The organism is Gloeobacter violaceus PCC 7421 (assembly GCF_000011385.1).
Classification (GTDB): Bacteria; Cyanobacteriota; Cyanobacteriia; order Gloeobacterales; family Gloeobacteraceae; genus Gloeobacter; species Gloeobacter violaceus.
Genome location: NC_005125.1, coordinates 630,525 through 655,789 on the forward strand (window position 1 = coordinate 630,525; position 25,265 = coordinate 655,789).

Below are 25,265 nucleotides of genomic sequence, written 5' to 3' on the forward strand. Positions count from 1 at the left end.
AGGCTGGGGGTCCATTCAAGTTCGTATCTTATCTCGGTCATACCCCTAGACTGAAGACTGCTGCATCGCAGGCCATCCCCGAAAGCGAGTCAATCCCACTTTTTCTATGGGTTTGCAATTGGCGATGCGCCCCGAAAATCAATGGCCTCCCGCCGGAGCGTTAGGCTGGTCGGGTTGGCAGGAGAATCCCGATGCACCCGGATGCGCTGCTGTTTTTTGAACAGGACTTCTGGCCCGAACTGGACTGCATTCCGATGGGAGTGCGCTACAAGCTCGATCTGTGCGCCACCAAAGTGAGCCTGCGCCACTGGCAGCTCCTCGCAACCGCCGAGCGCGAAGAACTGATCGCCCTGGCCTGCGAAAATGGGGAGCAAGTCGACCGTTATCGCGAACGGCTGGGCGCGTTGGCCCGTCAGCACGACTTTCCCCTGGTGCCCATCGATCCCGACCCGGCTCCCTGGCAGGCCGAGGTACCCCGCCTCGCGATGGAAGCGCCCCTTTGGCGGGCGATGAACCCCTTTGAGCGATTCGTCTGCCTCAAGGCCCAGGCCTCGAGCAAACAGGCCGAGTTGCTTCCCCGGGTGCTGGCCCTTCTTAAAGAGCGCTACCCGGTTCCGGCAGGGCGACCTGGCGGGGAAGCTCGATAAGAAATGCCTGGGTGTCGGTGAGGTAGGCCGCGAGCGGCCCCTCGGGCGCCCCAAAGTCGACGCAGACCGCCTGGGGGGTGACGACGGGCATGTGGTAGTGCCCGAAGACCACCTGGATGCCGGGGGTCCAGTACTCGGGGACGCTCCACCAGCGGATGCGGTAGATTTTGCCCTGCTTGTCGTGGAAGCGCGGCCCCCACAGGTGCTCGTCGGGCGGGCAGGTGGGGCTCCAGTAGGCGTGTACGACGGCAATCCCCGGAAAGAGCAGCACCGTCGGCAACTCGGCAAGCCAGACCATCAGCCGCTCGCGCCAGGGGGCGCTCTGGGAGCGGATGCGCTCCAGCGTGGCGGCCAGACCTCCGCCCACCTGCACCGGATTGCCCTTGAGGGCCCGAAAGAGCTTGTCGTCGTGATTGCCCTTCACAGCCCGAAAGCGGTTGGCGATCAGGGTATCGAGCACCGCCACCGGATCGGGTCCCCGATCGACAAAATCCCCCACAAAAATCGGTTCGTAACCGGCGGGCAACCGCGCCAGCAGTGCAGACAACTGCCCGGCACTGCCGTGGACATCGCCGATCACGGCGAGCTTCGGGGCGGAGACGTTCATGATTCTGATCGTCTCCCCGAAGCCCGACGGCGGCAAGGATCGGCTTCTCTAGGTCACACCGACGGTGGCGCGGGGCGCCTGGGGTTCAAGGCCCGCCTCGTCGACCTCGGCGGTGTCGACAAAGAAAATCGCGGCACAGCAGCAGCAGCGGTGGCTCGACAGACCAAAGAAGGGGGCCAGCCGCTCGATGCCCCGGCGACGCGAGATTCGAATGCTGGTACTGCCACACTGGGGGCAACGGCCCTGAATAGACTGGCGGTTCATAACTCACCCTCCTCTTTTCTCTGTACGCCCGGTCCACCCGGCCCGGACGCATTCTGATTATACTACAAGTGTGCTACAGGCTCAATACACCCCGGAATTCCGGCTGGCAGTGGAATTATAGCCGATTCATGGTCTTTTGTCCATATTAAGTTGCTTTGCAGCCGAAGATGGAACCGGTCCATCGGCCTACCTGTCTACAATGGGCGACTGTATCCACCGAGGTTCTATGCCCCTGGCTTTGTTGCGCACATCTGCTTTGACGCTGGTTTTGCTGGCAGGTTTCGGGCCGCTGGCCCCGACAACCACCGCGGCCCAAACAGAGGCCGCCCGGGTGGCGGCGGCCCGGCCCGCCTGGATCGAGCGCAGCGATGCCGACGCCCGGGTGCTGTTGGAGGTGACGGCGCGCTTTGCTCCGGAGCAGGCGGCATCTTTCGGCCTGGAGGGATTGGACGAGCGAATCAGCGATCTGAGCGCCGGGTACGACGAGCGCCAACAAAAGGCGTACACCGAGGCGGCGACCGAGCTGGGGCGGCGGCTCACCGCCGAGAAAGACCCGCTCGTGCGCCAGGATCTCGAGATTTTGATCGAGGCCGCCCGGGACAACGCCCGCGAACTCGAGCTGAACCGCAAGTACATGCTTCCGTATTTGGACATGTCGCGGCTGTTGTTTTTCAGTCTGAGCAGCCTGCTCGACGATCAGGTGGCCCCCGCCCGCCGCCCCGCCGCCCTGGTGCGCCTCAAGCGCTACGCCGGGCTGGAGCCGGGTTACAAACCAATTACCCAGTTGGCCGAGGAGCGCACCCGCGAGCGGCTGAACCAACCGGGGATCCTCTATCCCTTCCGGGCGCAGGTCGAAAAAGATCTGGCCAACAACGCTTCTTTTGTCGCAGGGATGGGCCAGCTATTTGAGAAGTACAAAATTGCCGGCTACCAGGAACCGCTCGCCCGGCTCAAAACCGAACTGGCCGCCTACGACGGCTTTTTGCGCAAAGAAGTGCTCCCCAAGGCGCGCGACGATTTTCGCCGGCCGCCGGAGCTGTACGCCTTCGCCCTCAAGCAGTACGGCGTCGATCTGCCGCCGGCCGAACTGTCGGCTCTGGCGCGCGCTGCCTTTGGCGACATTCAAAAGCAAATGCAGGTACTGGCTCCCCAGGTGGCCAAGGCCAAGGGCTATCGTTCTACCGACTACCGCGACGTCATCCGCGAGCTGAAAAAAGAACAGCTGGTGGGCGAAGCGATCCTGCCCCATTACCAGGAGCGCCTCGGTCAGATCGAGCAGATTATCCGCCGCGAAAAGCTCGTCACCTTGCCCGATCGCCCCGCCCGCATCCGTCTGGCCTCCGCCGCCGAGAGTGCCGCCACCCCGGCTCCCAACATGCGCCCGCCCAGGCTGTTGGGCAACAAGGGCGAGCAGGGCGAATTCGTGCTGCCCCTGAACATCCCGGCCCCGCCGGGTGCACCCGCCGGCAAGACCGAGCGGGTCGATGATTTTACCCACGCCGCCGCCTCCTGGACGCTCACCGCCCACGAGGCCCGCCCCGGTCACGAACTGCAGTTTGCCTCTTTGGTCGAAAAAGGCGTCTCCACGGCTCGGGCCATTTACGCCTTCAACAGCACCAATGCTGAGGGCTGGGCGCTCTACTCCGAGGCCATCACGCTGCCATTCATGCCCCCTGAAGGCCAACTCATCTCGCTGCAGGCCCGGTTGCAGCGAGCCGCCCGCGCCTTTCTCGATCCAGGCTTGCAGGCCGGCACCGTGACGCGCGAGGAGGCGATGCGGGTGCTCACCCAGGACGTGGTGCTTTCGGCACCTTTTGCCAACCAGGAAGTCGAGCGCTACACCTTCCGCGCTCCCGGCCAGGCGACTTCGTACTTCTACGGTTACACGCGGCTCAACGAACTGCGCAAAGACGCCGAGCAGCAGATGGGCAGCCGCTTCGACGCCCAGAAATTCCACGACTTCATCCTGGCGCAGGGATTGCTCCCGCCCGCTTTGTTGCGCAAGGCCGTGATGGAGCAGTTCGTCAATTCCGGAACCGTCGGTACAAACTCCCGCTAAGTGCGCAGCACCGGCAAAATCCAGTCACCCGACCCTTGACACTGCACCATCCTGGATTTCAGCGCGCGGCCTTGCCGGTGGTGGTCGCGAAGGGCACAACGATTGTTCGGTGCCACCGGGTATCGTGAGAGCCGTTCTTTCCTACGAAGGCAAGGTGGGCTATGGGATGTGTACGTGTGGGGTGTCGGTGGAGCCGCGGGGTGCGCTGGTGGGGTCTGGGGCTGGCGGCGGCACTGGGGGTGTGGGCGTCGCCCGTGGGGGCGCAGGTGGAGTTCCTGCCCGCTCAGAGTGTACCCATTGGCGACGAGCCCGAGTCTGTGGCGTCGGGGGACATGGACGGTGACGGTGACCTGGACCTCGTCACCGCCAACCCCAACTCCGAGGGCGTGTCGGTGCTGCTCAACCGCGGCGACGGCAGCTTCGGCCCCGCCTGGTCCTTCGCGGCCGGGGACATTCCCTACTCGGTGGCGTTGGGGGACCTCGACGGCGACGGCGACCTGGACGTTGCCACCGACAGCTTCTTCTACGTGTTGGTGCTGCTGAACAATGGCGACGGCAGCCTCGCCCCCGCTCAATCGTTTGCGGCCGGTTACCCTCTCTCCTCTGTGGCCCTGGGGGACCTGGATGGCGACGGCGACCTGGATATCGTTACCACGGCTCCCGGTTTTTATGGGTTGAACAACGCCGACGTGCCGGTGCTGCTGAACAACGGCGACGGCAGCTTCGCCCCCGCCCAAACCTTTACGGCCGGGGACATTCCCTACTCGGTGGCGTTGGGGGACCTCGACGGCGACGGCGACCTCGATATCGCCGTCGGTGGCACCTTTTTGGACACCGTGTCTGTCTTGCTGAACAGCGGCGACGGCAGCTTCGGCCTCGCCCAAACGTTTGCGGCCGGGGATGGTCCCACTTCGTTGGCGTTGGGGGACCTCGACGGCGACGGCGACCTGGATGTTGTTACCGCCAATGTTTTGGACAACGACGTGTCTGTCTTGCTGAACAGCGGCGACGGCAGCTTCGCCCCCGCCCAATCGTTTGCGGCCGGGGATGGTCCCGAATCGGTGGCCCTGGGGGACCTGGACGGCGACGGCGACCTGGACGTTGCCACCGCCAACTCAGACTCCAATAACTTGTCTGTGTTGCTGAACAGCGGCACCGGCACTTTCGACCCTGCCCAATCGTTTGCGGTCGGGCGCTCTCCCCAGTCGGCGGCGTTGGGGGACCTCGACGGCGACGGCGACCTGGACATTGCCACCGCCAACTCAGGCTCCAACAACGTGTCGGTGCTGCAAAACATCACGCAGGACGCTTCCTCCTTGACCATTGCCGCCCTCTCGCCCGGTGGCGGCCCCGTCGGCACCGAGGTGATCATCACCGGCACGGGCTTCACCGGCACCACCGCCGTCACCTTCCGCCTCGGCTTTCCGCAGCGGCGGATCCCGGCCGAGTTCACCGTCCTCTCCGACACCGAGATCCGGGCGGTGGTGCCGGCGGGGGCCAAGACCGGCCGCATCACCGTGGAGACGCCGGAGGGACAGGCCGTCAGTCCCACTGTGTTTTTGGTGGTCGGGCCGTGAGGCGGGTGGACCCTCGGCGAAAGCACTTCGGCACGGACGGTTCGCGCATCGATTTTTCGTCCGATCCTGGGATTGCCGTTGCATAAACAGCGCCCGATAATACATCCATCCAACGCTGCAACTCTGTCTGTCACTCGACTTCGTAAGCGGTGAGCGGGGCCGTTGCGCAATCGGGCTATGTACGTATGGAATAAGCTGCAATTCTGGCCGGCACTATTTGAGTGCGACCACCTTTGCTGTTCTTGACCTAACAGGAAAAAACACCCTTGCCCGACTCACTGGCCAACCTGACCGAGAAGCTGAATAAAAAGTCTCGTAACGCCGCGGACAGATTCCTCGCTCGTTTGGAGTTGATTCTGGATGGCTTACAGTTCAAAGTGTTTGCGGCAAGGCAGCTCTGGAAAGTTGCTCCCTACATAGAGCCGCCGGTACCAAGAAGTATCTGGCGCGAGTACCATCTGGTTTATAAGGCTCTGCGTCGATTGGCCCGCAACTGGCAGCCCGATTTTGTTCTTGACATCGGTGCCTCAACAGGAATCTGGTCCGATGTGGTTCACCACTTATTTCCTGCATCCCGCTTTATCCTGGTCGATCCGCTAGCCCAGGACCACCTGAAGCTGGATCGCCGTTACGCCGATCTTCACCCCGAATTCGAATGGGTCCATGCCGCCATTTCCAACCGTGTGGATGAACAAACACTTTTGATTTCTTCAAATTTGTATGGCAGCTCTCTAAAGTATGTCGAGGGCAAAAACGAACATTCCCGAAGGAAGGTAAAGGTCACGACCGTGGACGTATTGGCAAAAAAAAAGCAGTTACAGGGTCGTGGCTTGATGAAAATTGACGTGCAGTTTGGGGAACATCAGGTACTGGAGGGTGCCAAGAATCTGCTGTCTCAAATAGATGCGTTCATCGTCGAATTGACACTGGACCCCCCACCCAACACGATGCCGTCATTTATTGAAATGCTTCAAATTATCGACAGCCTCGGATTTGTCTACGGCGACGATGTGGGTGGCTGGCGCTCCGAAACCGGAGGTCTTCTTTTGCAAAAGGATATTCTTTTTGTCAGGCCTTGCCTGCGGCACTACGCTTGACTTGTGATCAAAAGTCCGGTGACGCGAACTCCAGAATCTGCCTGCACAAAGATACTACAGCGCTTCAACCGGGGTTACCGTTGCCCCGCTCCCGATCTTTGCGGATAAGGTAGTCGTTGATGGCTTGCTGGCGGCGGTTGAAGCCTCGCAGCTCATCGACTGCTATCTTCAGTTCGGTAACGTTCTGATCGAGTCGGGCGGTGGTGCTGCGCAACTCGGTGACAGCATCGACCACAACAGTGATAAAGCGCTCACCGATGTTCGCAAGGCGATCGAGGTTTTGACTGTTGACGACGGTGGCCTCCTGCAGTTCGCCGATGCGCCGGCTGTTGGCAAGGGTCGCCGCGCGCAGCTCCGCTATCAGTTCCCCATGCTGGTCAAGTCGTTGCTCAGAGCGGTCGAGACGTTCTTCCATCGGGTCATCCCCATAGCAGGGTTAGTCGGGTATCGCTACACAGGATAAGTCCGAAGGCGCGGGCTGCAAATGTTGTGCCGCCGCCGCTGTACTACAAAGATGCCACACAGCCGCTACCACTCCTGCCCCGGCGGATCGTGCCCTAGCGCACAGCTGCGCCCTGACCAACAAAAAAATCGAATCCGGCGCGGGCGATCTCGGCAATGAGCCGTTCGCGCTCGGCGGACGGTTGCCCCGGGGTCTGCACGAAGACCGCGACGGCCAGGTGGCCCGCTTTGCCGGGAAGGGTGATGATCCCGGCGTCATTGTTGCCGCCCGCGTTGGTGCCTGTCTTGTGGGCAACGATGGTTCCGGCGGGCAGATTGCCTGGAATCCGCTGCACTCCCGTGGCACAGCGCTCCATGATGCCTAGAAGCAGCCGGTTGCTTTCGGGCTTGAGGATGTCACCGCGCTGCAGGCGCACCAGCAGGCGACCAATCGCCTCCGGTGTGGACGTGTCGCGCGGATCAAGCCGGTACTGCCGCTCGGCTTCTTCGCGGGCGGCAGGCGGGACCGCTGCGAGCAGCCGCTCGAAGCGCTCCAGCGTCAGGTCCGAGGCCGCCGGCAATTGCCGCACTCCGCCCCCGTCGGCCAGCAATTCCAGTTCCGGGCGATCGACGCGCAGACCAGCGATCTTCAGGGTTTGCAGACGCTTTGTGATCGCTTCCCCGCCCCCGGCCAGGTCAAACAGCAGATCGCTTGCGGAGTTGTCGCTGTAGATCATCACCAGTTCGATCAATTCGCGCACGCTCAGCACCGAACCGACCGCATCCCGGCGCTCGGCGAGGGGACTGCCCGGGCGCAGGTCGCTCGCCTTGACGGTCAATTTGCGGGTCAGATCCAGTTCGCCGCGATCGACCATATCGAGAATGGCGATGGCGATCGGGAGCTTATAGACGCTCGCCATCGAAAAGCGCTCGGCTCCCTTGAGGGCTATCGCCCGCCCCGATTCAACATGCACGATGGCAGCACCGACCCGCCCACCCAGCCGCTCGGCCAGCCGGGCGATCTGTCTGTGCAATGGCTCCAGGGCCGGATCGCCTGCGAATGGTGCCGAATCGAGGGCGTTGGGAACGGCAAGAGCCACTGTCGGCCCGTAAACCTGAACACCGAGCCACAGACCAACCGCCCCCAATCCTTGTAGAAGGGGCCAGGCGAGGGATATGCGCATGCTGCACTCCTTGAAATCTCTGGTCGCATCGTAAAAGAATGCCCACCCGACTGCCTAAAACTCCCTTCACAAAAGGGTTATCTTCCCCGCTACAGGGGACTCATATCGAATTCCTCGCCGCAGTCGCCTACCTTTCCAACCTGCGCCAGGCCCACACCGAGCCGGTTTCCCGCCTCACCCATCCCTGGTCCGGGGGGTGTCGGGGGGGTGGCACCCCCTCGACGCGGGGAGGCTGGAGAGCGCGAGAGGGGAACCCGAAGGGGGTTCCGCCTCTCGCTCCACAGACCCTCGTGCCAACCCAATCCACCCAGACCCAGGCAAAGAGCAGCCGGAAGGACGGTGTCTCATATAAACCCTGCCGCTTCACCCGGATTCGATATCACGCAATGGCATAGGGCTTTCGCAGCCGCCCAATCAGATCGTAAAAGGGTTGCCAGTCGTCGTTCTGGTCGATGGCGGCCCAGACCGCTTCGATGGCCGGGCGCAGCAGCACCGTCGTCGGATTGTGACGGTTGAGCCTCTCACCCACGCGCAGCAATTCCGAGTCCGACAGGCTCGCTAGAGCCCGAAAGTAACTCTCCCGCCACAGCTCAAAAGCTTCTGGCGCCCCGACCACGGGGGCGGGGATCGCCCCTTGATCGCTTTGCCAGCTGCGGTCGAACGAAGCGGCGAGCGCCTGGAAAAAACCGTGATAACCGGCCTGAGCCGCTTCCAGGTAGTTCAGCGTCGCCTTGACAAGTTCGGGACCCAGCACCGGACCGAGCGCCCCAAAACCCAGTTTGGCGAGCATCCGGGCGGTGTAGTGGGCGGCGTAGTGGGTATCAAAAATCGCCAGACCCGCCTCCAGGTCCGCGATCGGGATCACCATCGACAGCGGTAGCTGCAGTGCCTCCAGGTTGATCCGGCAGACGAGCGGCTGGTTGCCGTAGCTGTAGCGGCCGTAGTGGTCGAAGTAGGCGGCGGTAAAGCCCGGATCGAACCTGTCTATAAATGCGTAGGGGCCGTAGTCGAAGCTCTCGGCGGTGATCGACATGTTGTCGGTGTTGAGCACGGCGTGGGTAAAGCCCACCGCCATCCACTGGGCGGCCAACTCCGCCGTCCGTCCCACCAGTTCGCGGTAGAACAGCGCGTAGCGCTCGGGCTCCGCCCCGTAGTGCGGGTAATAGACCGCGATCACATAATCGAGCAACTTCTGGATCAAATCCTTGCGCTTGAAGTGATGGAGCCGCTCGAAGGTGCCGAAGCGGACGTGGGAGCGGCTCGTGCGCACCAGCACCGCGGAGCGCGTGGGCGAAGGTTCGTCGCCGCGCCAGAGCGCCTCGCCCGTTTCGATCAGACTCAAGCTGCGGGAGGTGCGCACCCCCAGATGGTGCAGCGCCTCGGAGGCCAGTACCTCGCGCACGCCGCCTTTGAGGGTGAGCCGCCCGTCGCCGCCGCGCGAATAAGGCGTGGTGCCCGAACCCTTGGTGCCAAAGTCGTACAGCTCACCGTCCAGACCGCGCACCTGGCCGTACAAAAAGCCGCGCCCATCGCCCAGGTAGGGGTTGTACTCGCCGAACTGGTAGCCGTGGTAGCGCATCGCCAGAAACGGCCCGCGCCCGGCGAAGCGGCCGAACGCTTCGATAAAGTGCTCCTCGCCGACGGTGGCCGGGTCGAGGCCCAATAGGCGCAAAACCCCGTCGCCCCGAAAGCGCAGCCGGTGCTCGGGAAAAGGGGCGGCGGCCACCAGGTCGTAATAGTCGTCTCCGAGCGAGGCGAAGGCCGGCTCGTAGTCCAGTTGCAACAGCGGATTATTGTGGACGCTCGCATCGGTATCCAAACCGCCCTCCAAAATCGGGTCCGACTTCCAGCCTAAGCACTCCTGCGCGCACCGACTGTGCTTACAGGAGTAGCTAGCATGGGGCGGACACCCGCTGTTGACCCATATGAGCCTGATTTCGCTGCAATCGGTACACAAGAGCCTCGGCCTGAAGGTACTCCTGCAGGGTGCCACCTTCAGCCTGGAGGCCGGGGACAAGGTGGGGCTGATCGGCACCAACGGCTCGGGCAAATCGACGCTGCTGAAGATTTTGGCCGGTCTCGAAGCGGTCGACGCGGGCCAGATCCAAATGGGCCACGGGGCGCGGGTGGTCTATTTGCCCCAGCAGCCGGAACTAGACCCCGAGCGCACAGTAATCGAGCAGGTATTCGCCGACAGCGGCGAGCGGATGGACCTGGTGCGCGAGTACGAGCAGTTGGTGGCCAAACTCGCCCACCACGCGGATGACCCGGTACTGAACACCCGCCTGGCCAGCCTCATGCAGCGGATGGAGACCGGTGGAGCCTGGGAGTTGGAGACCCAGGCGAAGATCGTCCTCACCAAACTCGGCATCGTCGATTTTGAGGCCAAAGTCGGCACCCTCTCGGGGGGCTACCGTCGGCGTATAGCCCTCGCCACCGCGCTACTTGCCGAGCCGGACGTGCTGTTGCTCGATGAACCCACCAACCACCTCGACGCGCTCTCGGTGGAGTGGCTGCAAAGCTACCTGGGCCGCTTCCGTGGTGCAGTGGTGCTGGTCACCCACGACCGCTACTTTCTCGACAAAGTCACCGGCCGCATTCTGGAATTGGATCGGGGTGAACTAACCGCCTACAGCGGCAACTACGCCTACTATCTGGAGAAAAAGGCGCTTGCCGAGGAGGCCGAAGCGAGCAGCCAGCGCAAACACCGCGGGGTATTGCGCCGCGAACTCGAATGGCTCAAGCGCGGACCCAAGGCCCGCTCCACCAAGCAAAAAGCCCGCATCGAGCGCGCGCGCGCCCTGCAGGATCAGCAATTTCGCCAGGCCAAGGGCAAAGTCGAAATCGCCACCCCCGGCCGCCGCATCGGCAGCAAAGTGATCGAACTGGAAAACGTCAGCAAAGCCCACAACGGCCGGACGCTCATCGACCGCTTCAGCTACAAATTCACCCCGGAGGATCGCCTCGGCATCATCGGCGGCAACGGCGCCGGCAAATCGACCCTGACGGACATCATCACCGGCCGCCAGAGTGCGGACGCGGGCACCGTCGAGATCGGTTCCACCGTCCACATCGGCTACTTCGACCAGCACTCGGAAGCGTTGCTCGCCGCCATGGACAACAACCAGCGGGTGATCGACTACATCAAGGCGGCGGGCGAACTGGTCAAGCTGGAGGGCGGCGCGGTGATCACCGCCTCGCAGATGCTGGAGCGCTTTCTTTTTGCGCCCAACCAGCAGTACGTTCCGCTGGAGCAACTCTCAGGCGGTGAGAAGCGCCGGTTGTTTCTGCTGCGCGAGTTGATGGCTGCCCCCAACGTGCTGATCCTCGACGAGCCGACCAACGATCTGGACGTGCCCACCCTGGCGGTGCTCGAAGAGTACCTCGAAGATTTCAGCGGCTGTGTGATCGCCGTCTCCCACGACCGCTACTTTCTAGATCGGGTGGTGGACACGATTTTTGCCTTTGAGGAGAACGGACAGATCCGCCAGTACCCCGGCAATTACAGCGTCTATTTGGAGCACAAAAAAGCCGAAGAAGACGCCCAGGCGGCAATGGCAAAATTCGCCAAACCCTCTCCAGCGGCCAAACCCAAATCGACCGAAATGCCGTCCCTCGACCGGCCGCGCAAGCTTTCATCCAAAGAAAAGCGCGAGCTGCAGACCCTGGAAGCCAAAATCGCCCAGATGGAAGATGAGCGCACCCAACTGGAACAGAGCCTGGGCAGCACCGATCCTGGCAATTTTACCCAGGCCAACGCCGTCTACGAGCGCATGGGTGAATTGACCCGGCATCTCGACGAAGCGACCGAGCGGTGGATGCACCTAGCCGAACTCGATTCCTGAGCGCTTCTGCCACCTAAAATGGAAGTAGATTGAATAACCGGGCTTGTTGCTTTGAACATTGCCCTGCAGGAAGTGCTTTTGCGCCTTGGTGCGGCCGTGCTGGCCGGAGGCGTGCTGGGCCTCAACCGCAATCTGAGCGGCAAGTCCGCCGGATTGCGGACCAATGCCCTGGTCTGTTTGGGAGCGGCGCTGGTCACCCTGGTCGCCCTTGAAATCGCTGGGGCGGACGGCAGTGGGGCGCTGCGGGTTGTTCAGGGGGTGATTACCGGCATCGGCTTTTTGGGGGGCGGCGTCATCCTCCACCCCCAGACCCGCAAAAAAGTCTCAGGCCTGACGACGGCCGCCACGATCTGGGTGGCGGCAAGCCTTGGGATCGCCTGCGGCGCCGGTTTGTGGCCGGTGTTGCTGTGCGGGTTGCTGCTGACGCTGTTGGTGCTGCTCGTAGGCGGTCCCTTCGAGCAACTGAGCATCGCCCTGGCCGCCCACTGGCGAGGGCGACCACCTGTCGAGCCTGACGCTTCGCCGCCCGCACTGCCTGCCAATGGCAGAGCAAGCCCCTAACTCGAACTGGCAAACGTTATTGGCTGCCGTCAAAGCAGCGGCGGATCCGGCGTGTAGGTGAAGGGGATGTTGGGCAGGTTGTGAAAGGCGTTTTGCAGCGACTGCTGCCAGGCGCGGCGCATCTCGACCCAGAAAGGATCGTTTTCCTGCAGGCGGCAACACTGGGCGATCTGAAAAGTGTCGCGTTCGTAGACCAGCAGGTCCACCGGTGAACCCACCGAAAGGTTGGAGATCATTGTCGAATCCATCGACAACAGCGAACAGAGGGCCGCGATCTTGAGGCTGCTGCGGTAGTTGAAGGCCCGATCGAGAATTGGTTTGCCGTACTTGGTCTCGCCGATTTGGACAAAGGGCGTCTCCTCGGTCGCCTGGATGAAGTTGCCCTGGGTATAGACCAGATAGAGAGCCGGCTCTTCGCCCTTGATTTGCCCCGCCACGATCAAACTGACGTGAAAATCGATGCGATCCTTTTCGAGGACAGGCCGATCTTGCTGTTCGACCTGGCGGACTTTGTGGCCGATATAGCGGCAGACGCTGAACATCGTGGGCATCGTGTGCAGGCTCTCGCCTTCTTTGTGCAGGTCCTGGCGCAGCAGGTTGATGACCGATTGGGTGATGGACAAATTGCCGGAGGTCAAAATAAACACCACCCGTTCTCCGGGCATCGAAAAATCAAACACTTTGCGATAGCTGGAGACATAATCGACGCCCGCGTTGGTGCGCGAGTCGGCGGCCAGCACCAACCCCGCTTCCATCAGCAGTCCCAGGCAATAGGTCACATCTGTGGGTTCCGTAGCCCCAAACACACTCATCTTGCCACCCAGGGGGCGAGAATGACCAGCAACGCGGGGTCGGCCACTGCACCACAACCCGCCCTGGGGGCGGATTGTCCATCGATTGCGGCTCTAGGACAAAAGCCGCTTGTACGGTACAGTGTGATCCAGGTATAGCCGCAGATAATCAATCGGTTCGGGAGATAGAATGCAAGCCCTTGGGAGTGTGGTTGGTCTTTGTCCGCTTGAGCGCGCCCGTTTGTGTTCTGCTAGGATCCGGGCAAGCATCGACAGCAAGGGCTGAAAGATGAAAGATTTACTGCTGTGCGAGCGAACCATCGGCGAGCTGAAGCTGCGGGGCTATCTGCTGCAGGAGCACCACCTGATCGCTGTCTGGGGGTTGCCGCAGTCGCCCGAGCGGCCCAGGCGCTTGATTTGCCATAACTTCGAGCACCTCAACGATCTGTGGCGCACCTGGCAGCAGATGGAACCGGAAGCGCTCAAAGCCGAGTTGCTGGGGTTGCCCGAGGGCGTGCTGCCCAAGCCAAAACCGAAGATCTTCAAAAAAGCGGGAGCGGACGAGCAGGGCGGTGGACTGCTCAAAAAGCCGTTTCGCCCCAGAACCCAGGACGCCCCCAGCAGCGGTCCACCGCGTCTTGAGCGTGCCCCGCGTCCCCGGCGCCCTTTATAAGCAAAGCGGGTGGCGCAATGCCACCCGCTTGATTGAGGCGCGACCCGTCGTTACTCCAGGGCACCCCGGCCGGTTGCCCGCGGTTGGGGTGCGGCGATGGGGGGCTCGGATTTGGCTTCAGGAAGAGCGCTGTGGGGACTTTTGAAGGTGAGCTGGGCGTTCTCGGCCTTGCAGGCGGCCATCGTTTTGACGTGCTCGGCTTCGTCGTCGCGGATGTTGACAAATACGTCGTAGAGGGTGTCACAGGCCGGGCGGCGTTCCTCGGGGCGGCGGCTGGTCTGAAACTCGTCGAACATGTACAGATCGCCAGTCAGGTAATAGCTCACCGCCACCACCGGGGCAGGCTGGAGTTTGAGCCGCTCGCCGTCGGATTTGAGAAACTCGTCGTAGGTGTGGAAGGCGTGCTCTTCGACCTGGCGCATAAATTCGTAGGCCGAGCGGGGCGAGATCATGTATAGAACCACGATCACCCAGTAGTAGACAAGGGCCGAGCTTTTGGCGAGCAGACGGTCGTACCACCGGTCGTTGCCGCCAAGGGACTCCATGATGAGCAGGTGGTGCAGTTCGTTCCAGGTTTCGGCGAAGTGGACCTTCAGCCAGTCGGACTTGCGCCACAGGCCCAGGGTTTCGTAGAGGTGCAACACCGACAGGTACGAAAAATACGGCACCCTCGCCACGGTCTCCAGCACATAGAAGCGCGGGTAAGGGCGGTTCTTATAAAGAACGTCGATCACAAAAACGAGAATACTGACCAAAAATCGAATCATCGCATCTTCCTCCGATGCTGAGCTGCCGGGGATGCCACGCTTCCACCCGACACCTCCATGCTAGTCGTGGAAGGCGTCCTGCCTTTTAAACTTAAGGTTGGCTTATGCTGCGTGAACTGTGATGCCGCCACACAAGCCGCGTCGCCGTTTTGTTGAACCTAGACTTGTCGTATAAACCCTGATCGTTCTATGACTCCCAGCTCGACCGTTCTTGATTCTGAAGCCACCCAGCGGCTGCTCCTGCAAAACGTCAGCTGGGACACCTACCGCAACTTGCTCCGGGATCTGGGTGATCATCGCTCGGTGCGGCTGAGCTACGACCGGGGCATCCTTGAGCTCATGAGCCCTTCTTTTGCCCATGAGAACCTCAACCGCGTTTTGAACTATCTCGTGGTCGCACTGGCCAGACGGTTCAAGCCCGATTTCGTCAGCGCCGGCTCTACCACCTTTGCGCGCGAGGGCACCAGCGGCGTAGAACCGGCCTCTTCGTTTTACTTTGAGAATGCTGCCCGAATCCGCGGCAAAAAGACCATCGATCTGGCCACCGACCCGCCACCGGAACTGGTCATCGAGGTTGACATCACCAGTCCCTCGCTGCGGCGATTCTCGATCTATGCCGCGCTGGGGGTTGCCGAAATCTGGCGCTACGACGGCAGCACTTTGGACATCTGGCACCTCCAACCGGAGGGCCGCTATCTCCAGCAACCGCAGAGCCTGAGCTTTCCCGTACTGTCTGAGATCGAAGCGACACAGTTGCTGCAGCAGGCCGCTATTTTACCGGAGCCGCAATTGCTCGATTTGTTCGACACTTGGGCAAGAGAGCGCTCCAAATGAGGAGCAAGGCGGCAAACTGGTTTATGAAGGAGCCCGCCGCTACCACCTCGAAGAAGGCGAAGACTCCACGGTGAGCGCCAAGAACGAGGTGCTCTGCCGCGTCGAGAACTGGCGGGTGCAGACATTCGAGCTGAGCGACGCGGACGTGGATCGCTTCGGGCAGACCATCCGGAATTGGGAAAAGCAGGTGGCCGAGCGACAAAAGAAAAACGAGCGGGACCGGGGCATGAAGCGCTGAGTGGCCGTACCCCCTCGCCCAGTTGCTTGCGCCGTACCGTCGACGCAGCGATTGAGAATCTGCTGACGACGGATCCCCCAGTGCCGCGGGCGGTACTGTGCGAATCGCGGATACGCGGACGGCCCAAAAGCAATATCCCCCATGCGGAATTCTCCTGCCCTTTCCTCTTTTTAGTCCTTTTGAGATACTAGAGCGGTTCTCGCTCGGACGTGATACGTCCCGACTGGCAGATTCCTCTGTGTACGAGTTCTGGACAAAGATCCGTCACACTTCCATCTGCAAACCGCTCTAAGATTTTTCTGAGTACAGAAACTTGCCAGTTAGGTTAGCGTATTGGACATTTGGCATCGGAGATCGGCTGTTCAGAAGAATTTGAAGAGAAGTTTTTCAACGAAGATGTTGAGGCGCTAGTAATGAAAATGATATCCCAAGCCCATCTTCCAATCTGTTCTCCTGAAAAATCCTCGACTCGCGCACGGTATCGAAATTGGTTTCCGTGCTGATCAGTTTGAAGAGATGTTTTATAGTCCAATCCTATAGCTGCAACCCCCAAAGATGATAGCGTAAAGATTTCGACTGATTCCGATATTCCATTATGGTTTAAGTCTTTCCAAAGCAGTAGCGAAGAGAAAATCGCATCTTGTGCAGAAATGACTCTGTCCTCATTACCACCATTCTCTGAACTATCAAATTCAGCTAAAGCGATAAAGCCATTTGGACGCCGAGATAGTGGCTGTTGTGTATAATTGCCAAATAATTCTGTTGCGTTATCTATAACACCGTTGTAGTTACGATCTAGAGCAAGAAAAGCATCGTCAGAATTGATGCTAGTCCAAGAAGTCTGCATGTTATTCCCTTGGCCGCTGTAGTCAAATTCAACTCCGTTAGCTAAGTCAGTCAAAGAAAATCCATTTCCAATCGTATCGATCAAAATTGGTGTGCCACAATTTTCTGAGCCACCGCCTGCTACTATATTTGTAATAGCTCCACTGGAATTGACGGTGTACTTTATAGTGCTATCTTGATTTACCGTTATTGGATTTGGTGTACCACCTCCAAAGGTAGTGGTAATTGTACCTGTGAAGCGTACAGTGTAGTCGCCAGCACCCTGAACGCAGTTAAAGGCACCAAGCACTGCACTATTAGGTACGCCCTTGCCAACTGGATAAAAAACTATAGGAGGCGTAGTCGATGTGGTTCCACAGGCACCCTTCGGGCCACTGACAGTCCCTGTGGCGTTGTATACGGAATTAAGTACAGTTCCAACTATGCTTATGTATACTATTGTAACTGAAGATTTCAGCCCTGATAGCTGGCCATTTGCCGGAACAATTCCACTTGCTTGAAACGGGTCATCATAGACGACAGCATTCGGAGGTGGAGCAGCATCACAGAGGCGTTTGAACAAGTGCAAACGCGAATGGTAGTGCTAAGGACAGTAAAGCTTTATTGTTGAGCATACTCTACTCCCTTCTGGAATTTGTCCAGTTTTGTGTCGATCAGCAAGTTTGCTATGCACTCACGAATATACAGGACTATTCTCAGTTTCTTTGCATACTATTCTAAATTATTCTAAAGATTTGATAAGATGCAACATTTGTATTTACTGCATTAGTTCTAAAGTAGGTGAGCAGCGGTAAGCATAAGGGCCAAAATGCTAAAATTGGCTCGCTGTACCGATCCTGCAGCTCTGAGAGTTCAGGTTTTTTAGGGCTACCTACTTAGCCCTGATCTGTCACATAGGGATTTTTCAACGAAAGCACGGCCTTTCAGCTCACGAAGATTCAACGTTTCGCCCGTGTTTGACAGATCAGGGTTAGTGTGTTCCATAGAAGTCAGTAAATTTGAAGTTCTTGTCAGCACTTAATTCTCGACTAAAATCGATGTGTAGAAGTGTTTGAAGTGTTTTCAATGTTTGATCGCCGCACTACTCTCAAAGGCTTGCTACTGCTTGTCTTTTTACACATTGCGCAACATATCTTGCTTTCCTCTGTACAAGCAGAGGAGACTGAGTCAGAACTATTTCCTTTGAAAGCGCCAGTAGAGTTTGGACGAGGCCTCATGGTTGCGAGTCAGAAACCCGTTCTGTTTAACGAAAGAAGTTTTTCAATCAAATTTTATGGTGATGCAAATCATTTGCTATTCGAACGTACTATAAACAGAACTGATCAACAGCAACTTCAAACTTTAGTACATGTTTTGAATACGGAAAAACACCCTCGTATCGCAACAGGAATAGATAAACTGCGTATCTGTGATTTTCAGACGGCTCAAGCTATTTTCATAGATGTTGCCGAAAAGTATCCTGATGACAGTGTTGCGCAGGCAAACTCTGCTGCAATTCGGCATATTGTGGGTGACGACTTGGGTGCAATCAAGGCTTCAAACGCAGCTATATTTGTCAACTCTACTAACCCTTTTGGATTTGCTAATCGAGCAGCGGCCCACTACTACTTAGGTAACCGAGAGAGTGCCATAACTGATCTCGAAGAGTGTATTGAGCTCCTTAGTTCTAACCAAAATTATCAACTTTGGCGCATCTCAGACTATTTATCTAAATTGTTGAAGCAAAAGCTTACGACTGAATAGGGATGTGAGCCGGTAATAAGGTAGTCCCCGACTAGATTTTCTGCATCATATTGTCTCCGGAAATTCGCACTCCTCCATATATGGTATGCAGGTGGATCCGAGCAGCGTACCCTCTAGGCGCGGCCAATTTTTTCAGCGTGTAGTTCCCCGATGTTGTAACCCGCAGGATGGAGTGCAGCCGAGATACAGACAAAAATAGGACTTGGTGGATATGCCTGGTCAGATTGCGTAGAAGACCTTACAAAAGTTCTGTAAGAAACTCCATAACACTCTATGGTAGACCTTTTAGGCGACAGCTATATTTTCCGAAGATCGGCTTCGCCACAAGACTGCTTCGGCTTCCAAAATGGCGGGGTGTAGTAGTGCCCGGCGTTTTTTGGTGGGTAGTCCGAGAGGATGAGGTAGCGATCGACGGAAGAGACTTTGCGGCCGGTGACCTCGCGTCCACGATCGACGCCAGGGGGCAGGTAGTCCAAAAGCGAGTGCTCCTTGGGTATCAAACAAACGATATAGCCAGAGCGGAATTTGTCAGGCCGCTTGAAAGGTTGCTAGCGGACATGGGTACCGGTATCGAAAATGGTGACAAGCATAACCACCTCCGCTACAGACCGTCAACGAAAGACACCTAGAGCATCGGTCCAGAACCTAAGCCGCCTGTGAACGCCCAGCGGCTTCCTGTCGGGCTAGCACATGCAGATTGTGCACCACCGCCACCCGACGCAAATCGAATAGATTCTTGCGCACGCCCAGGTAACGGGCTCGGCGTCCCTGCCACTGACCGATGTGCGCCAAACTGTGCTCGACACTCACGCGCTCACGCAACTTCGCTCGACCCTCCTTTGTCTGCTGGCGTTCGCGCAACTCGACCAGCAGAAGTTCGTCCGGATGGATCGAGACACTGCGACCTTTGGGGCTGGTCGTGCAGCGTTCCTGTAGGGGACAGCGCCGACAGCGCGCGGCCGGAAACCGCACTTTCCCACCCACCTCAAAAGGCTGGGTGACGCCCTGTGGACAACGAATCCGCATCGCCTCCCAGTCGAGCACGAAGGCCGTCTTCTGGAAGTACGGCCCATTTCTAACCGGCCAGGCTTTGCAGTAAATACGCAAGTCTTCTGGACGAAGTCTGACCCACTCGCTGCTCAGATACGCCCGGTCGATGTGCAGTTCAATCAACTTCACCCGCTGAGGCTCCAGGTCCGCCTCGATGTCCCTTGTCACCGCCGCTTCCGGTCGGTTGGCCGCAGTAATGCCCACTGCGCGCACCAGGCCGCTGTCGATGTCTTTGAGCACGTGGCGCTTGTAGCCATCGATGCGCACCGCCCGGCTTTTGCGGCCGTGGCGCATCGCGGGGTCTTCGATGCTGATGCGCCGCTCGCGGCTGACTCCACGCCGAAGGACAAACTGTCCGCGCGAGTTGAGTTGTACGTCCTGCTGGTGGACTTGCTCGGCCGCTTGCAGACACCGTGCGACCCCAGCCTGAGGGGGTTGAGTTTGCCCGTCCAAGTAACTTTCCAGCGATTCGAGCGCCCCGAGCAGCCTTCCCAGAGCTTCGGCACATTCGTCCGGTTGACTCCAATCGATGTCCAGGGCAGCCTTCAAACTGCTGCCCGCGACGAGTGTGGTGCCTGTCTGCTCAGCCCATTGCGCCAGTCCCACCCCCGTCTGGCACACCATGATCCTCAATGCCTTGCGCATTGCATGGCCCAACAAATTAAAAGAATCCTCGACTCTCCCGGCTCCCCACAAAGGGCTCGAATCGAGGGCCGCCCGCAACGCCCGTGAGCCGAACCCGCCGTCGCTGGTGGCCAACTCGATGGTCCGCTCAATCAGGCGACGGTCGAGGCCGTGGGCGATGAGCGCTTGGCGGAAGCGTATCAGGGTGGCTTTGCCGAAGGGGGCTTCCTCGCAATCGAGGCAGTCGAGCACCATCTGCCACCGGCGGTCCATGGTGAGCACTTCAATGGTCTCGTCGTCGGAGATACCGGTGTAGGCCTGCAAGACAGTGGCCAGGGCCAGTTGAGCCGGTGGGATGGGCGGCTGACCGCAAGGGCTGTCTTTGTAGATGCCGGCCAGTTCGCTCTGGAAGGCGGCGTCGAAGAGTTGATGGCGGATGCGGCGCAGGAAAACGAACAGCTTGGCGCGACGGATACGCTTGAGGATAGCCTGCTCAGCGGGTGAGGGTTCCACTGGCGGCTGCCAGACAGAAGGCTGCATAGGCGAAGGAGGTAGAGGTCGTCTCCAGAAAAGAGGATGCGGCTTCTACCGTCAACTGCTGGTTCTGGACCGATGCTCTAGAGCGGGTGTTGGGTGCGATACGCATCTGCAGAGAATAGAGCGCTGACGGACTGGCTGGAGAGGTTGGCGGTTGCACAGGCAACGGCAGGCAGGCTGGAAAGGAACGATTTCAGTCCTGACACCCGCTCTAGCCGCGGCTTGAGACCCCGAGCCCGGCAAAGGCGATCGTGGGGAGGCACGCCGAGCCGAACACCCATTCGGTCTCCGTCGAAAGCCCGGCCAGTTGCGCGTTGAACGCTTCAAAGATGTTGCCCGCCACCATCGTGTTTTTAAGACGGCCGACAATTTCGCCGTGCTCGATTTTGTAGCCCAGATCCAGATTGACCGAGAACTCGCCCGCGAACTGGTTGGATTGACCTGCTCCCAGCACCTGCTCGACCAAAATGCCTTCGTCGATCGAGCGAATCAGTTCCGCCGCCGACACCCGCCCGCCAGCCATGCACAGATTCACCAGTCCCGGCGAGGGCCGCCCGAGGCCGCCGCGAAAACCGTTGCCGCCCAGCGGTTGCCCGGAGCGCGACGCCCAGGTGCGATCCCAATAAAACTCGCGCACGGTGCCCTGCTCGATGAAGCACTTGGGCCGCGTCGGGGTACCCTCATCGTCAAACGGCACCGCCGCTGTTCCCGCAGACGGATCTTCGCAGAGAGTCAGCTGTTCGCTAAAGAGTGTTTGGCCGATTTTGTCCGCCAGAGGCGAGGTTTTTTGCACCACCGTCTGCCCGGAAAGGGCTGTCTGGAAGAGTCCCCCGAGCGCAAAAGCCGCCGCCCTGGGAGAAAAGACCACCGGCAGGCTGCCGCCTGCGACTTGGGCGTTGCGCTCGGCGCGGCGGAACTTGGTAAGCACTTCTTCGACCAACCGGTCGTAGTCGGGCTCTGCGTCGCGGCCCACCCCGTAGCCGTAGGCTTCGAGCAAGTCTTCGCCGCGCACCAGATTGCCTGAGAGGGAGGCCGTTACCGTGACGCGCTCGCGCTCGCCGTGGGCGCCGCCGGTGGTGGCGATTTCGACGCGCGAGCGGCGCAAAGCAAACGTAGCACTCACCAGAATGTCGGGGTTGTAGGCGCGCACGCGCTCCACCAGTGCTTCACCGCGCTCGACGAAGCGAGCGGTGGGGGGCACCTCGAAAGCGGAACGCGCCGTGGGCAACTCTCCAGAACCGGCAAAATCGAATTCGGCCTCGTTGCCACTCGCGGCCGTCTCGACGGCCGCCTCCAGTAAACCTTCGATGCGGCTTAAGTCGGTAGAACTGGCAAAACCGAGCCTTCCATCGGCAATCACCCGCACGGCCAACCCTGCGGTCGCCTTGGTCTGGAGACTCTTGAGACGGTTGGTCTCAAATTCGACCGGGGTCTCGTCGACTCGCAGATAGAAAACCTCGGCACTGACCCCGCGCCTTTCGGCGAGGCCGAGGATATTATCGACAACGGCGCTCACGGCAACTTCGGCAGATAAATGGGCCGACGGTGCAATCGGGGTTCGGGGACGGCTTGCACACGGGTGGGATTGATAACGCGGCCTGCCACATCGAGATGCCAGATCTGCTGGCTTTTGAGGTTTCTGAGGCGGCGGGCCTGACCGTCCCAATGGAAAGTACCATCCCACTCGCAATGGAGCAGGCCATCCTCAATCACCGCCACGGAGCGCAACAGGCGGGTACACAGTGGGCAGTGGCGAGGCTGGATCATATCTCTCCTGAGTAAACAACCAATCTGAATTGAGAATAGCAAACCTGCCGGTTCAAACAAAGCTTTTTCAGGCATCAAGCATCAGATTCCCCAGCGACAACACTGCCGCCCTCCAACTGCTCGAATTACAAGCACACGGATCATTGACGAAAAAGACGGCGCGGCCCAACCGTCGATCCGTGGCCAAAGCCATATATTCGTTCCGATTGGGATGCCCCTTTGCCTAGCACCGATGCTCCGAAGTCCACCCCGTTACACACACTTCTTTACAGGATGACCGAGGGCCTGTGACGGCCTCCAGGCAAAGGGGCCAACCGCAAGGCGGCCGAGGTAAATTGACGGCGATCCTGCGCACTTGCGAATATGAACAATTCCTAAAAATCCAGGCGCATCGAATAATTTTCTGGAACTCTGGAAGTGAAAAAGTGTCGCCCAAAGAAGTGAGCCCGTGGACACCGGTGGCAAGTCCCTTTCATCCAAGCACCGCCTTTCGTACCAGGATGTCTATCCCTGCCCAATCTGCCGCCATGGAGAGATCAGCTGCTTGGTGCTCACTGAGGCCTTTGCCTGCAACTTTTGCCGTCACATTTTTACTGCCGACCTCGAAGAAAACACCCTGCGCGTCGAGGACAGCTCCCAGCCGCTCAGTTGGCGGTGGAACGGCCGCCACTGGCAATCGATCCACCGCGAAGACTTCGATCTGACTCTGGTCATCTGGATTGTCGGTCTGGCCCTGGTGATTTTTCCGCCGACACTGGTCTGGTTTTCCTATCGTTCGCTACCGGAGCCGCCGCTGCTGTTTCCGCTTATCTGGACGGTTCTGACACTGGTTGCGCATCTGGGGCTGGTGGGCTGGCTGCTGGCGGAGCACTATCAGTTTCCGCCCTACATTGCAGGCAAGATCCGGTTGCGCACCTGGATGGAGCACCGCGAGTCAAAAACGTAGGCATTGGGAAAACCTGATTTTAAAAGCTTCGAATGGTCTACATCCGGGGGCCTACTTGCCCATAGGCAAGGAAAAAGGACCGAGCGGACAGGCAACGGTCCCTGGCTTCGGGATCCCCGATATGATCCGCCCTGTTCCCTTGGACCATAGCGGGAATACCCCCCTTCCAAGGGCACAGTGTAGCACGAGCCATAATCAGAGTTCTGCACGGAAGTTACCAGTGTTGCAATAGGTGCAAATGCAGTAAAGACCGTACTGGTAGAGTAAGGATGAGGTTTGCTGGAGAGACATTCCGTGGAGCCAGTCCTGGATTTTTTTCGTTACCTGGGCAACTTTGAGGAACTGATCCGCGCCGGGGGGTACGTGGCGCTGACGGCCATCATCTTCGTGGAGACGGGGCTGCTCATTGGGTTTTTTCTGCCGGGCGACTCGTTGCTCGTCGCTGCGGGTGTATTGATCGCCGCCACCGGTCTGCTCAACATCTGGGTGCTGGCGGCCCTTTTGTGCACAGCGGCCATCGTCGGCGACACCGTCGGCTACTGGATTGGGGCAAAGGCGGGGCCGCGGTTGTTCTCGCGGGAGAAATCCCTGCTTTTTGCCAAGGACCACCTGATCAAAGCTGAGCGCTTCTATACCAAGTACGGCGCCAAGACCATTTTGCTGGCGCGCTGGGTGCCTATCGTGCGCACGTTTGCGCCGGTGGTGGCCGGGGCGGCGAGGATGCACTATCCGACGTTTTTGCTCTTCAACGTCGTGGGCGGGGTCACCTGGATCGGTTCGCTGCTGATTGGCAGTTACTTTTTGGGCCAGCTCATCCCAGATCTCGAAAAAAACGTCCACATCGTCGTAGCGGTGGTAGTTTTGCTGTCGATTCTGCCGCCGATTATTGAGTATCTCAAAGCCCGCCGCGAGCCGGACGCTTCCCGATAAAAAAGTGCGGGCGGGGGCAACCACCACCCCGGCTGTCCCGGTTCCAACTGCCCCTGCGCGGGATCTGTAGCCGGTAGTACCATTGATCATTGAGCGTAAGAGAGAGGTTTCCATGACGCAGAGAAACTGCGCCGAGGTCTGCCAGAGCGGCTGCATCGAGGCCGCCAACGGCACCCCCGAAAAGTGTCCCCACTACGAAAGCATGCTGCAGGCCCGCGCTTCCGTCGAGAACACCCCCTTCGAGCGGCTGATGGAACTGGCCGAGGAGGGGGCTGCCGAATCGCGCCTGCGCGGCATCGGTGCCACTCCAAAGTTCGAAGATCTCCCGGAGGACTTGCGCCGGAGTCTGGGTGGCTAAAAACGTCTGTTTTTTGTTGGCTAGATAACCTCGCCCAGCCGTGAGAAGCACCCTACCTCGGGCACCTTCTGCGCTTGCGGAAGCGTCCATGGCCCGCGCCAGTGCCCGCTGCCACAACCGCGGGCAACTCAAACGCCAACTGGGTGGCCGCAGCGCAGCCGACGACTTTCTAAGCGCTGCCGATCTCTACAGCAAGCTTGGCGACGCGCACCGCGAGCAGATCAGCCGTCACCTCAGCCGTCGATAGGCGATTGAACAATTTCGTGCCCCAGACGCTTGAGAACCCGCAGGACGTCGTACAGGTCGTTTCCAGGATTGATGAGCGTGTACATTCTGGAAAGTGCATAGCGGGGCTGATCGTCTCGAAGCAGTTTGACGAACACGAAGTCCATCCCAGTGGTGACCAAACCGTAGGCGGGTTGCTGGCTTTTGGGACTGCAGAACATGTAAAAAAGTCCCTGGGGCAATGCGGCGGAAACTCCGTAATCACTGCGCTTCGATTCGATCACCAGTGCCCACAAAAGCTCGTTGAAAACCAACACATCGATCCGTCCGCGCACCAACCGTCCATCATCCTCGGTCAGCAGTTCCACGGACTGCTCCGTACGAAGGCGAAAAGGCGGCTCGTAGAAGCCTGCTAGATCCAGCAGCGGCGAGAGAACAACCATCTTTACAATCTCTTCGAGCGCACCGAACTTGACAATATAGAGAAACTGATTCCTGACGCGATCGAGCGCCTTTTGTTCTACCTCGGTAATTGCTGGAAGACCGCCCTGCCATTCGGGAAATACGCTGTTATCGAAAGTGCGAGCCAGGCCAAATTTTGTTTCAAGATCGATGAATTCCAGATCTCCTGCCGCAACGACTTGCACCATCGCT

The 25,265-nt window shown here is 59.3% G+C and carries 28 protein-coding genes; 14 read left to right on the forward strand and 14 right to left on the reverse strand.

The annotated features are described in order from the left end of the window. Positions 1-191: 191 nt before the first annotated feature. Positions 192-647, forward strand: a complete 456-nt coding sequence (locus GLL_RS03055; protein WP_011140591.1) for a nitrate reductase associated protein — start codon at positions 192-194, stop codon at positions 645-647. Here GLL_RS03055 and GLL_RS03060 read toward each other — a convergent pair. Then, positions 595-1,254, reverse strand: coding sequence for a metallophosphoesterase (locus GLL_RS03060; RefSeq protein WP_011140592.1), 660 nt, complete (start codon positions 1,252-1,254; stop codon positions 595-597). The two genes, GLL_RS03055 and GLL_RS03060, sit on opposite strands and share 53 nt — an antisense overlap. Before the next feature lie 48 nt (positions 1,255-1,302). Next, the gene (locus tag GLL_RS03065) at positions 1,303-1,518 is read right to left on the reverse strand and encodes a hypothetical protein (RefSeq protein ID WP_011140593.1); all 216 of its coding nucleotides are present in this window, start codon (positions 1,516-1,518) and stop codon (positions 1,303-1,305) included. 226 nt (positions 1,519-1,744) lie between these two features. Between GLL_RS03065 and GLL_RS03070 the strand changes: the two genes are divergently transcribed. The 3 genes from GLL_RS03070 to GLL_RS03080 all read left to right on the forward strand — a co-directional run bounded on the left by GLL_RS03070 (position 1,745) and on the right by GLL_RS03080 (position 6,251). After that, complete coding sequence (locus tag GLL_RS03070) at positions 1,745-3,577, forward strand: DUF885 domain-containing protein (RefSeq protein ID WP_164928547.1); 1,833 nt, start codon at positions 1,745-1,747, stop codon at positions 3,575-3,577. A 200-nt stretch (positions 3,578-3,777) separates the two neighbouring features. After that, positions 3,778-5,154: an FG-GAP-like repeat-containing protein gene (locus GLL_RS03075; RefSeq protein ID WP_164928548.1), complete on the forward strand. Its 1,377-nt coding sequence runs from the start codon at positions 3,778-3,780 to the stop codon at positions 5,152-5,154. A gap of 266 nt (positions 5,155-5,420) precedes the next feature. Then, the gene (locus tag GLL_RS03080; protein WP_164928549.1) at positions 5,421-6,251 is read left to right on the forward strand and encodes an FkbM family methyltransferase; all 831 of its coding nucleotides are present in this window, start codon (positions 5,421-5,423) and stop codon (positions 6,249-6,251) included. 64 nt (positions 6,252-6,315) lie between these two features. Here the strand turns inward: GLL_RS03080 and GLL_RS03085 are convergent, their stop codons facing one another. From GLL_RS03085 to GLL_RS03095, 3 genes are all read right to left on the reverse strand, one after another. Further along, the gene (locus GLL_RS03085) at positions 6,316-6,666 is read right to left on the reverse strand and encodes a hypothetical protein (protein WP_011140597.1); all 351 of its coding nucleotides are present in this window, start codon (positions 6,664-6,666) and stop codon (positions 6,316-6,318) included. A gap of 142 nt (positions 6,667-6,808) precedes the next feature. Beyond that, positions 6,809-7,876 carry a class A beta-lactamase gene (gene bla / locus GLL_RS03090; protein WP_011140598.1) on the reverse strand — a complete coding sequence of 356 codons (1,068 nt, stop codon included), beginning with the start codon at positions 7,874-7,876 and terminating at the stop codon, positions 6,809-6,811. Positions 7,877-8,255: 379 nt separating this feature from the next. Further along, a complete protein-coding gene (locus tag GLL_RS03095; protein ID WP_193345479.1) occupies positions 8,256-9,695 on the reverse strand; it encodes a protein adenylyltransferase SelO in 1,440 nt (479 codons plus the stop codon). A 106-nt stretch (positions 9,696-9,801) separates the two neighbouring features. On the opposite strand from GLL_RS03095, the gene GLL_RS03100 reads away from it, so the two are divergent. Both GLL_RS03100 and GLL_RS03105 read left to right on the forward strand, forming a co-directional pair. Then, positions 9,802-11,721 (forward strand): ABC-F family ATP-binding cassette domain-containing protein, encoded by a 1,920-nt coding sequence (locus tag GLL_RS03100; protein WP_011140600.1) that lies wholly within the window; start codon positions 9,802-9,804, stop codon positions 11,719-11,721. Between the two features lie 51 nt (positions 11,722-11,772). After that, the gene (locus tag GLL_RS03105) at positions 11,773-12,282 is read left to right on the forward strand and encodes an MgtC/SapB family protein (protein ID WP_197530108.1); all 510 of its coding nucleotides are present in this window, start codon (positions 11,773-11,775) and stop codon (positions 12,280-12,282) included. Positions 12,283-12,311: 29 nt separating this feature from the next. On the opposite strand, the gene GLL_RS03110 is transcribed toward GLL_RS03105, so the two are convergent. Continuing rightward, positions 12,312-13,061 carry a proteasome-type protease gene (locus GLL_RS03110; RefSeq protein ID WP_011140602.1) on the reverse strand — a complete coding sequence of 250 codons (750 nt, stop codon included), beginning with the start codon at positions 13,059-13,061 and terminating at the stop codon, positions 12,312-12,314. 301 nt (positions 13,062-13,362) lie between these two features. Here GLL_RS03110 and GLL_RS03115 point away from each other — a divergent pair, with 301 nt between their 5' ends. After that, positions 13,363-13,746 carry a hypothetical protein gene (locus GLL_RS03115; protein ID WP_011140603.1) on the forward strand — a complete coding sequence of 128 codons (384 nt, stop codon included), beginning with the start codon at positions 13,363-13,365 and terminating at the stop codon, positions 13,744-13,746. A 50-nt stretch (positions 13,747-13,796) separates the two neighbouring features. On the opposite strand, the gene GLL_RS03120 is transcribed toward GLL_RS03115, so the two are convergent. Next, the gene (locus tag GLL_RS03120) at positions 13,797-14,513 is read right to left on the reverse strand and encodes an alternative oxidase (protein ID WP_011140604.1); all 717 of its coding nucleotides are present in this window, start codon (positions 14,511-14,513) and stop codon (positions 13,797-13,799) included. Positions 14,514-14,702: 189 nt separating this feature from the next. Between GLL_RS03120 and GLL_RS03125 the strand changes: the two genes are divergently transcribed. Both GLL_RS03125 and GLL_RS03130 read left to right on the forward strand, forming a co-directional pair. Continuing rightward, the gene (locus GLL_RS03125) at positions 14,703-15,347 is read left to right on the forward strand and encodes a Uma2 family endonuclease (protein WP_011140605.1); all 645 of its coding nucleotides are present in this window, start codon (positions 14,703-14,705) and stop codon (positions 15,345-15,347) included. Between the two features lie 70 nt (positions 15,348-15,417). Continuing rightward, the gene (locus GLL_RS03130; RefSeq protein ID WP_011140606.1) at positions 15,418-15,585 is read left to right on the forward strand and encodes a hypothetical protein; all 168 of its coding nucleotides are present in this window, start codon (positions 15,418-15,420) and stop codon (positions 15,583-15,585) included. 325 nt (positions 15,586-15,910) lie between these two features. Here the strand turns inward: GLL_RS03130 and GLL_RS03135 are convergent, their stop codons facing one another. Beyond that, positions 15,911-16,993, reverse strand: a complete 1,083-nt coding sequence (locus GLL_RS03135) for a hypothetical protein (protein WP_164928551.1) — start codon at positions 16,991-16,993, stop codon at positions 15,911-15,913. Between the two features lie 485 nt (positions 16,994-17,478). Here GLL_RS03135 and GLL_RS03140 point away from each other — a divergent pair, with 485 nt between their 5' ends. After that, the gene (locus GLL_RS03140) at positions 17,479-18,174 is read left to right on the forward strand and encodes a hypothetical protein (RefSeq protein ID WP_164928552.1); all 696 of its coding nucleotides are present in this window, start codon (positions 17,479-17,481) and stop codon (positions 18,172-18,174) included. A 296-nt stretch (positions 18,175-18,470) separates the two neighbouring features. On the opposite strand, the gene GLL_RS03145 is transcribed toward GLL_RS03140, so the two are convergent. The 5 genes from GLL_RS03145 to GLL_RS03165 form a co-directional block, all read right to left on the reverse strand. Further along, on the reverse strand, positions 18,471-18,650 hold the full coding sequence (locus GLL_RS03145; protein ID WP_164928553.1) for a hypothetical protein: 180 nt from the start codon (positions 18,648-18,650) through the stop codon (positions 18,471-18,473). A gap of 169 nt (positions 18,651-18,819) precedes the next feature. Further along, positions 18,820-20,388, reverse strand: a complete 1,569-nt coding sequence (locus tag GLL_RS03150; RefSeq protein ID WP_011140155.1) for an IS1182-like element ISGvi6 family transposase — start codon at positions 20,386-20,388, stop codon at positions 18,820-18,822. Then, a complete protein-coding gene (locus GLL_RS03155; protein WP_164928405.1) occupies positions 20,342-20,494 on the reverse strand; it encodes a hypothetical protein in 153 nt (50 codons plus the stop codon). Before GLL_RS03155 ends, GLL_RS03150 begins: the two co-directional genes overlap by 47 nt. 102 nt (positions 20,495-20,596) lie before the next feature. Beyond that, complete coding sequence (locus GLL_RS03160) at positions 20,597-21,901, reverse strand: TldD/PmbA family protein (protein WP_011140609.1); 1,305 nt, start codon at positions 21,899-21,901, stop codon at positions 20,597-20,599. Then, positions 21,898-22,152: a hypothetical protein gene (locus GLL_RS03165; RefSeq protein ID WP_164928554.1), complete on the reverse strand. Its 255-nt coding sequence runs from the start codon at positions 22,150-22,152 to the stop codon at positions 21,898-21,900. The genes GLL_RS03160 and GLL_RS03165 overlap by 4 nt, the downstream gene beginning before the upstream one ends. Before the next feature lie 547 nt (positions 22,153-22,699). On the opposite strand from GLL_RS03165, the gene GLL_RS03170 reads away from it, so the two are divergent. The 4 genes from GLL_RS03170 to GLL_RS03185 all read left to right on the forward strand — a co-directional run bounded on the left by GLL_RS03170 (position 22,700) and on the right by GLL_RS03185 (position 24,633). Further along, positions 22,700-23,098 (forward strand): hypothetical protein, encoded by a 399-nt coding sequence (locus GLL_RS03170; RefSeq protein WP_407920010.1) that lies wholly within the window; start codon positions 22,700-22,702, stop codon positions 23,096-23,098. Between the two features lie 294 nt (positions 23,099-23,392). After that, positions 23,393-24,028 (forward strand): DedA family protein, encoded by a 636-nt coding sequence (locus GLL_RS03175; RefSeq protein WP_011140612.1) that lies wholly within the window; start codon positions 23,393-23,395, stop codon positions 24,026-24,028. A 112-nt stretch (positions 24,029-24,140) separates the two neighbouring features. Then, positions 24,141-24,386 carry a hypothetical protein gene (locus tag GLL_RS03180; RefSeq protein WP_164928556.1) on the forward strand — a complete coding sequence of 82 codons (246 nt, stop codon included), beginning with the start codon at positions 24,141-24,143 and terminating at the stop codon, positions 24,384-24,386. Between the two features lie 88 nt (positions 24,387-24,474). Continuing rightward, a complete protein-coding gene (locus GLL_RS03185; RefSeq protein WP_164928557.1) occupies positions 24,475-24,633 on the forward strand; it encodes a hypothetical protein in 159 nt (52 codons plus the stop codon). On the opposite strand, the gene GLL_RS03190 is transcribed toward GLL_RS03185, so the two are convergent. Beyond that, entirely contained in the window at positions 24,620-25,261 is a 642-nt protein-coding gene (locus GLL_RS03190; protein ID WP_011140615.1) for a hypothetical protein, read from the reverse strand. The two genes, GLL_RS03185 and GLL_RS03190, sit on opposite strands and share 14 nt — an antisense overlap. Between the last annotated feature and the right edge of the window lie 4 nt (positions 25,262-25,265).